Genomic DNA, 6,000 nt, shown 5'->3' on the forward strand with positions numbered 1-6,000 from the left:
AGATGTTGGTTTGATTTTGTGCAGGGTAAACCGAATGGAAGTTTGAGTGGAAGTTATTTTTTGTGTCCCCTGGCACATTGGATGACGGCGGCCCTGTCAGCTGTGAGGGCCTGGCGGACGTTGCGTCCTCGCGACGGGGGAAGTATGTCGTTGTCCCGAAGGATTTGAACAACCTGCTTTTCCGTGTACGTTTTTTTTCGATTCACATTGTTGTTGAATAGTTTTGCAAGTTCTCGTGCCCCCTCGACGGGAGGCTCTGCTTGTGTGGGTGGGCTCAACGACACCGCCAAGTCTTTGTCGGTCAAGCTGACCTCTGTCGGAGTCGGTTGCGGCTTTGATACCAAGCTGGGTGCGTCTGCGGCGGCAGGCTCGACACCTCCTTCGGGCATCTCCTGCTGTAGCAACGCCCTTACCTGCACCAGCTCTCGCCTCAACTCCTCAAGGCGTGCCTTCTTCTGTATAACCACGTCGGCAGTTGGAGCCCCTGCAAGCTCAAGTTCCCGTATTTCTTCCTCAAGCTCGTATTCCCTTGCCGCCAAGTTCAAATAGTATTGCCGATCCTGCTCTATGGCCGAATCGTGCTGATAGTCCCACTGACGCGCCGCGTCATGCCGCTGTTCGGGGGAGAGTTGGTCCCACAGTGCCAACAGCACCGGGCTCTCCTTTATACGCTGGCGCTTGGCTTCCGGAAGTTCCTCCAAAGGTTTACCAAACCAGCCTTCAAGGGCCAGGGTCAGGCTGGGAAAGATACCGTCTTCCGCTTCGATCTGCTCCACTTCTCGCATTTCGAACAGGGCGTCCAGCAATCTGGATAAATTGCCTGAACCTATTTCGCAGTTGTGACTGTCGGTGGGGTGCATATCCAATAGGCGTGATTCAGCAATCTTTGCGCCAATAAAGGCTTTCGGCGTAATGCCGGGCACATTCCCCCAACGTTCGATCAACGCTTTGCCCGTGATGAACCGTTCCGTCGGCTTGAATCGGTCTATATCGTCCTTCCGGAACCAACAGGCATTGAGCAGTGACATATAATCAGGCTCACCGAGGTGAGAGAAAAAGGAAAATGGTGGGGGTGGATTCAACTCGTTGGCGTTTGTATAAGCAGCGAGCCCGCCATTCTCCGGCTCCAGAGATACCCACGCGGCCAGTTCTACCGGGGTTGCCTGTAATCGTTCCGCCAGGGCCTTCAATGCCTTGGGGTAGGGGATAAACCCGCTGCCCTGCTTCTCCTGAATTTCAAGGACATCATCAAGGAGAACGAAAATATCATCGAGGCGCAAGGGGAACGTTTCCGCCTCGATAATCTTCCGGATGCTGATTTCAGGCTGTCCTGGATCGTTCTCCGACCGCTCAATTTTTCCGAAGATGGCTTTAACCCCGATCGGTCCTTCCTGCTGATAAAGGGCTTGAATGTCCTCTGGGACAACGAGCACCTCTACAGCCTCCCAACTTGGGATCTGATCATTGCGCAGTTCGTGACCGTCTTCCCTCCATTCGACATATTCATGCAAAAGTTCCCCCTTGTCGTTGCGGTAGTACGTTTTGGCGAAGATGTCGCGAGTATTGTTGACTCGAAGCCTGGCCTCGAGGTCTCTGTTGATTACTCGCCGGATAATATCGTGGTGGTCCAGGTCGACGCACTTCCAGTTGCTCCCCTTGCCATTCAGGTACAATTTTTTCGATTCTGGGGTTATTCGATTCATTCTTTCCCCTTTCAAAGAATCCCTTGCCTGGTAAACCAAGCACGGAAAGCCGCCAAGGGAAGCGGCCTTGTCGGGCGGAGTGATCAGCAACGCCCTATCCGTGCCTGAAGCCGTGGTCTACAGAAAAAAACTTATCAATCAATGGATGGGGGGAAATTCAGGAATGGCTCGCTTCATAAATTCGTTGAATAGCGGCACGGTAAAAGCCATGTCGCCATGCGAAGGGCTGTAGATCATTCCTTTCTTGATGAGAGACGAGCGGACAGGGCCCACACTGTTCATTTTCATCCCCAGAGTATCGGCAATGTCAGCCGTTCTGCATGGTCCTGCTCCGAGTTCAGCCATGGCGCGCAAATAAGTTTTTTCGCGAGGAGTTAAGCGGTTGAAACGCACCCGGAAAAAGTTTTCGTCAAGGCGACGTTCAACAAGGTTGGTGGTTTCTCGGACAATTGCAGCGGTAATTGGGGATTGTTCCGCCTGGTTCCATGCCTGATAGCCCCACTCCTGGAGAAAGTAAGGATATCCTTTGGTAAGGCGGAAAATTTCCTGGAGCGCGGAGTCATCAATGATTTCGCCGGCAGTCTCGATGGGTTCCTTGACAGCCAAGATGGATTCGGTTTCTGACAGCGGTCCGATATCCGGGAAACTGAATAGCCGCTCGGCATAGGATTTCGATTCGCCGGCGAGGCCCGGCAGTATGGGCAAACCTGCCCCAACAAGCACCAAGGGGAGTTGTTGCTGCTGCATCTTATGCATCGCCATAATGAGCGCGCTGAGTTCGGGCGGGCGGAGATATTGGATTTCGTCAATCAATATGGCAACAGGTGTTTGCCGTTCGTCGGCCGCCTCTGCCACGGCGAGAAAAAGATTGGGCATATCGATTTCCAGGTCGCCGCTGTCGGCAGCGCCCTGCTCGGGATCTATATCCAGTCCGATTTCGTACCCTTCAACAGAGATTCGAATTCCTCTGATGAAACTTTTGAGCACGGCAAGCCCTCGCCGCACTTTATTGCCTGCCCCCGCCATCCTGTCGAGTTCGAAGAGAAGGCGCCGCAGTTGGGGAATCAGGAGCAGCGCCAAGGACTTGTTTTCATGAGCTTCAATGGAGATGGTCCGATACCCCTCCTTTGTTGCCATACGTTCCATCTCGTTCAGGAGCACGGTCTTGCCTACCCCGCGCAAGCCTGTCATCAACAGGCTTTTTTCTGGTCGTCGTGCTTTGATTCGTCCAAACAGCACTTGTGCCTGTTCAAGAATTGCATCGCGGCCTGCCAATTCTGGGGGCGGCGCTCCGGCCCCAGGGGAAAAAGGGTTCGTTATTCTATCCATCATGCAACCTGTATCGAAATATACTAAAGTATACGGTGTTCGACGTATACTACCGTATACTACCGTATACTTCGATATAATTTGCTATAATTTGTTTCCTTTGCTGCCTGCATTCACATTTTGCTGTTTTTGTGTCTGTTTTCCTCGATGCCGACTTGGTTATAGAAACACTCGGTAATCGACCCGGAGCATCGCCGCCAGCTTCTTGGCGGTTTCCTTGCCGATGGTCCGCTTGCCATTCTCCATCTCGCTGATATGCCGCTGGGGAATGCCGGACTTTTCCGCAAGCTGGCGCTGCGTCAAGCCCTCCCGGTGCCGGGCGCCGGCCAAGTAGGTGCCGGCCTCGTTCTCGACCAGGCCGGGAAAGTCCTCCCTCCAGGATGCACCGCCCGCATCCCCAACGGCGACAAAGCCCATTTGCCGCAAGGCTTCAACCGCATCGTTCCGTTTGTTCTCGGGCCCCTTGAATCTCAACTCGATTTCAGTAGGGCGCTTTTTCGTGGGTTCCAGCATAGACAACCTCAACAAGTCGGATCTCTTTATCAACCACCTGCCAAACGGCAACATAGGTGGGCTTCCCTTTCTTCAGGTGGCAATGGTGCATGTCCTTGCCGAGCTTGCTGTAATTCGGCCAATTGCCACGCGCCGGGCCGTTCAATTCGATCTCCCGGAGAAGGAGCGCAAGGCTTTGGCGCACCCTGTCCGGTAACCTTGGAATGCTCTTCCGCGCCCTCGGGTGGATCGTGACTTCCCAGTTCATGAATTATACCAATTAAAGGTATCAGAGGCAAGGGGCAGCGTCATTTCTTCCCTGCTCCGCCTGCCGACCTCAGTGGCACAACCTTTGCCGGTTGTGGCTTGGTCGTCAGCTTCGTCCGTTCCAGGAGCGTGTCTGTTATCCGTTGCATGGGTGCCCGTAGCCGGTCCACGCCAAGAATGATATAGCCGCCGGTCACGTCGCTCAGTTGCTGCCGGTGATTCAGCAGGGCTTTGATCGTGTAGCCGGAGAGGTCGAGACTTTCGGCAACGGTGGCAAAGGTGCGCCGCAGGTCGTGAGGCGAGAACGTCACCCCGGTCGTTACCCTGATTTGTTCAATTGGTCGCTTAACGTTCTCAATGCAGCCAGCCTTCGTTTCACCTGGAAAAACATAGGGCGATTCAAGCCGGGATTCCGCCAGGGCCAGCCTGTTGGCCGCAGCCTGCCGCTGCTTCTGGGTTCTCTTTTTGGTAGAGAGAAGGGCCGATTTTGCCGCAGCAAGTTCAGCCGCCAGACCTTCTTTGCGGTCATACAGGAGTTTCCATAGGTGGTCACTCAGGGGTAGCGTATGCGGATCGCCGTTCTTGGTGTCCACGACAGTGAAACAGCGTTCGTTGAAATCCACTTGCCGCCATTGGAGGGTAGCAGCTTCCCGGCGCCGTAATCCGGTGAACAACAGAAAGATGAAGTAGTCGCGGGCAACGGTGTGTTCAAGGCCCATAACCCCTCGATACCAAGCCGGCAAATCGCTGTTCTTGATCAGGGTTCGGCGACGATCCACCTTGAACCATGCCTTTTGTCGCTTGCTGGAAAGAACGTTGACGGGGTTTAGGTAGGGCGTGCCTGACTCTTCGTCTTCGAAGCAGTAGTTCAAGACAGTGCGCAGCGCCCGCATACAGTTGTCAGCGGCTGCTTCCCTGCGCTGTTCGATCGCCTCGGGTGGATCGCTGCCCTTTCTGGAAAATCGCTGTCTTTGACGCTGGCCTGCTGCAATTTCTCGGTGCCGACTTCGCACCATGTCGCGGGTGATCTCCTGCGCAGGTCGCTCCAGCCAATCGGAGAGGTACAGTTGAAAAAGGCCTCGGCAGGTCGTCAGCGTGCGGGGTTTCAGCTTCCCCTTGTTCAGGTATTGGTCGAGAGCTTCCTGCAAGGTGAGGCCTTTTTTGCGCTCTTCCGCAGCCCGTTTGCGCGCCTCTCGTTTCGCCTCGTTTGGGTTCTGCCCTTGCCCCATATCGGCAAGAAGCCTTTCGGCCTTCCGCCTGGCTTCGGTTGCCGTGATTTTGTCCGCTGTGTCGATCCTGGTCCGCACAAGCTGACCATCGACGCGGCGCATGGCGAAATAGGTCTTCTGTTTGGCGGAAACCCGGACCCCGAAACCTTTCAAGCGGTCATCGAAATAATCGATGCGCCCTTGGGCTACATACTCCAGTTTGTCCACCTCGGTTTTGGTGATGTGAAGGACCGGCATGTTGCCCCCTAAGCCTACGGTTTGAATCTGGGTAACACATGGGTAACAGTTTTGAGAGTATCAGGCGAAACTCTGTAGAACAAGAGTAGTGTATAACTTGTTGCAAGTCAATGGATTGTGAAATTTGATAAAACGAGAGAAAACAAGAGATAGGGTTAAATTAAGAACTTCTAAGCCGTGGGTCTGGGGTTCGAATCCCTACTGGCGCGCCAAAAAAAATGAAAGCCACTTAGCTGAAACCAGCTAAGTGGCTTTTTTCGTTTTGTGTTCCTGTTGTGCCTCGGATGATTCGAGCTTTTAATTGGCAATGAACAAGAAAAGAACTGTGTGGAATGATTCCAAAATTTTACGCGAGCATACGCTCAAGTATATCTATACAGGAGATATCGTAACTCCTGGATGGAATAAGTGATTATCTATAAATAATCATGACCTTGTTCAGGACAATCATGGCGGCTGCCAATGTGTTGAGTGCAATGTACGAGAGATCTGTCTTCTCGTATCGTGGTATCAATTTGCGAAACCGGTTGAACCATGAATGTGCTAACTCAACGACCCAGCGCCGTGCCTTGAACGAAGGATCTCTTTCGATCAATTTTTTCTCTTCGCCTCGTGGGCGGATGTGGGGGATGAAGCCATTGGAGAGTACAGTATCCTCCTTGCCCACATATGCTGCATCAAGGCAGAGATTTTGCGGAGTATCCTTTTCTTTTGGCGCCACCACTCTGTTTTTCAGCAAAACG

At 53.3% G+C, this 6,000-nt stretch carries 6 protein-coding genes; all 6 read right to left on the reverse strand.

The genetic code is table 11. From position 1 onward, the window contains the following. Positions 1–53: 53 nt before the first annotated feature. Entirely contained in the window at positions 54–1,703 is a 1,650-nt protein-coding gene (locus tag Q362_RS0101925) for a hypothetical protein (protein ID WP_211248431.1), read from the reverse strand. A gap of 138 nt (positions 1,704–1,841) precedes the next feature. Next, positions 1,842–3,032, reverse strand: a complete 1,191-nt coding sequence (locus Q362_RS0101930; protein WP_028317295.1) for an AAA family ATPase — start codon at positions 3,030–3,032, stop codon at positions 1,842–1,844. A 159-nt stretch (positions 3,033–3,191) separates the two neighbouring features. Further along, entirely contained in the window at positions 3,192–3,545 is a 354-nt protein-coding gene (locus tag Q362_RS0101935) for a helix-turn-helix domain-containing protein (RefSeq protein ID WP_028317296.1), read from the reverse strand. Continuing rightward, positions 3,514–3,792: a type II toxin-antitoxin system RelE family toxin gene (locus Q362_RS18695; protein WP_035215255.1), complete on the reverse strand. Its 279-nt coding sequence runs from the start codon at positions 3,790–3,792 to the stop codon at positions 3,514–3,516. The genes Q362_RS0101935 and Q362_RS18695 overlap by 32 nt, the downstream gene beginning before the upstream one ends. A gap of 40 nt (positions 3,793–3,832) precedes the next feature. Next, positions 3,833–5,257: a tyrosine-type recombinase/integrase gene (locus Q362_RS0101945; protein WP_028317298.1), complete on the reverse strand. Its 1,425-nt coding sequence runs from the start codon at positions 5,255–5,257 to the stop codon at positions 3,833–3,835. A gap of 412 nt (positions 5,258–5,669) precedes the next feature. After that, on the reverse strand, positions 5,670–6,000 hold a 331-nt coding region (locus tag Q362_RS0101950), incomplete at its 5' end, for a transposase (RefSeq protein ID WP_028317299.1).

Source organism: Desulfobulbus elongatus DSM 2908, from assembly GCF_000621145.1.
Classification (GTDB): Bacteria; Desulfobacterota; Desulfobulbia; order Desulfobulbales; family Desulfobulbaceae; genus Desulfobulbus; species Desulfobulbus elongatus.

Coding starts and splice junctions, on each gene's coding strand:
- Q362_RS0101925 (WP_211248431.1), bottom strand. CDS start 1,703: ATGAATCGAATAACCCCAGAATCGAAAAAATTGTACCTGAATGGCAAG.
- Q362_RS0101930 (WP_028317295.1), bottom strand. CDS start 3,032: ATGGATAGAATAACGAACCCTTTTTCCCCTGGGGCCGGAGCGCCGCCC.
- Q362_RS0101935 (WP_028317296.1), bottom strand. CDS start 3,545: ATGCTGGAACCCACGAAAAAGCGCCCTACTGAAATCGAGTTGAGATTC.
- Q362_RS18695 (WP_035215255.1), bottom strand. CDS start 3,792: ATGAACTGGGAAGTCACGATCCACCCGAGGGCGCGGAAGAGCATTCCA.
- Q362_RS0101945 (WP_028317298.1), bottom strand. CDS start 5,257: ATGCCGGTCCTTCACATCACCAAAACCGAGGTGGACAAACTGGAGTAT.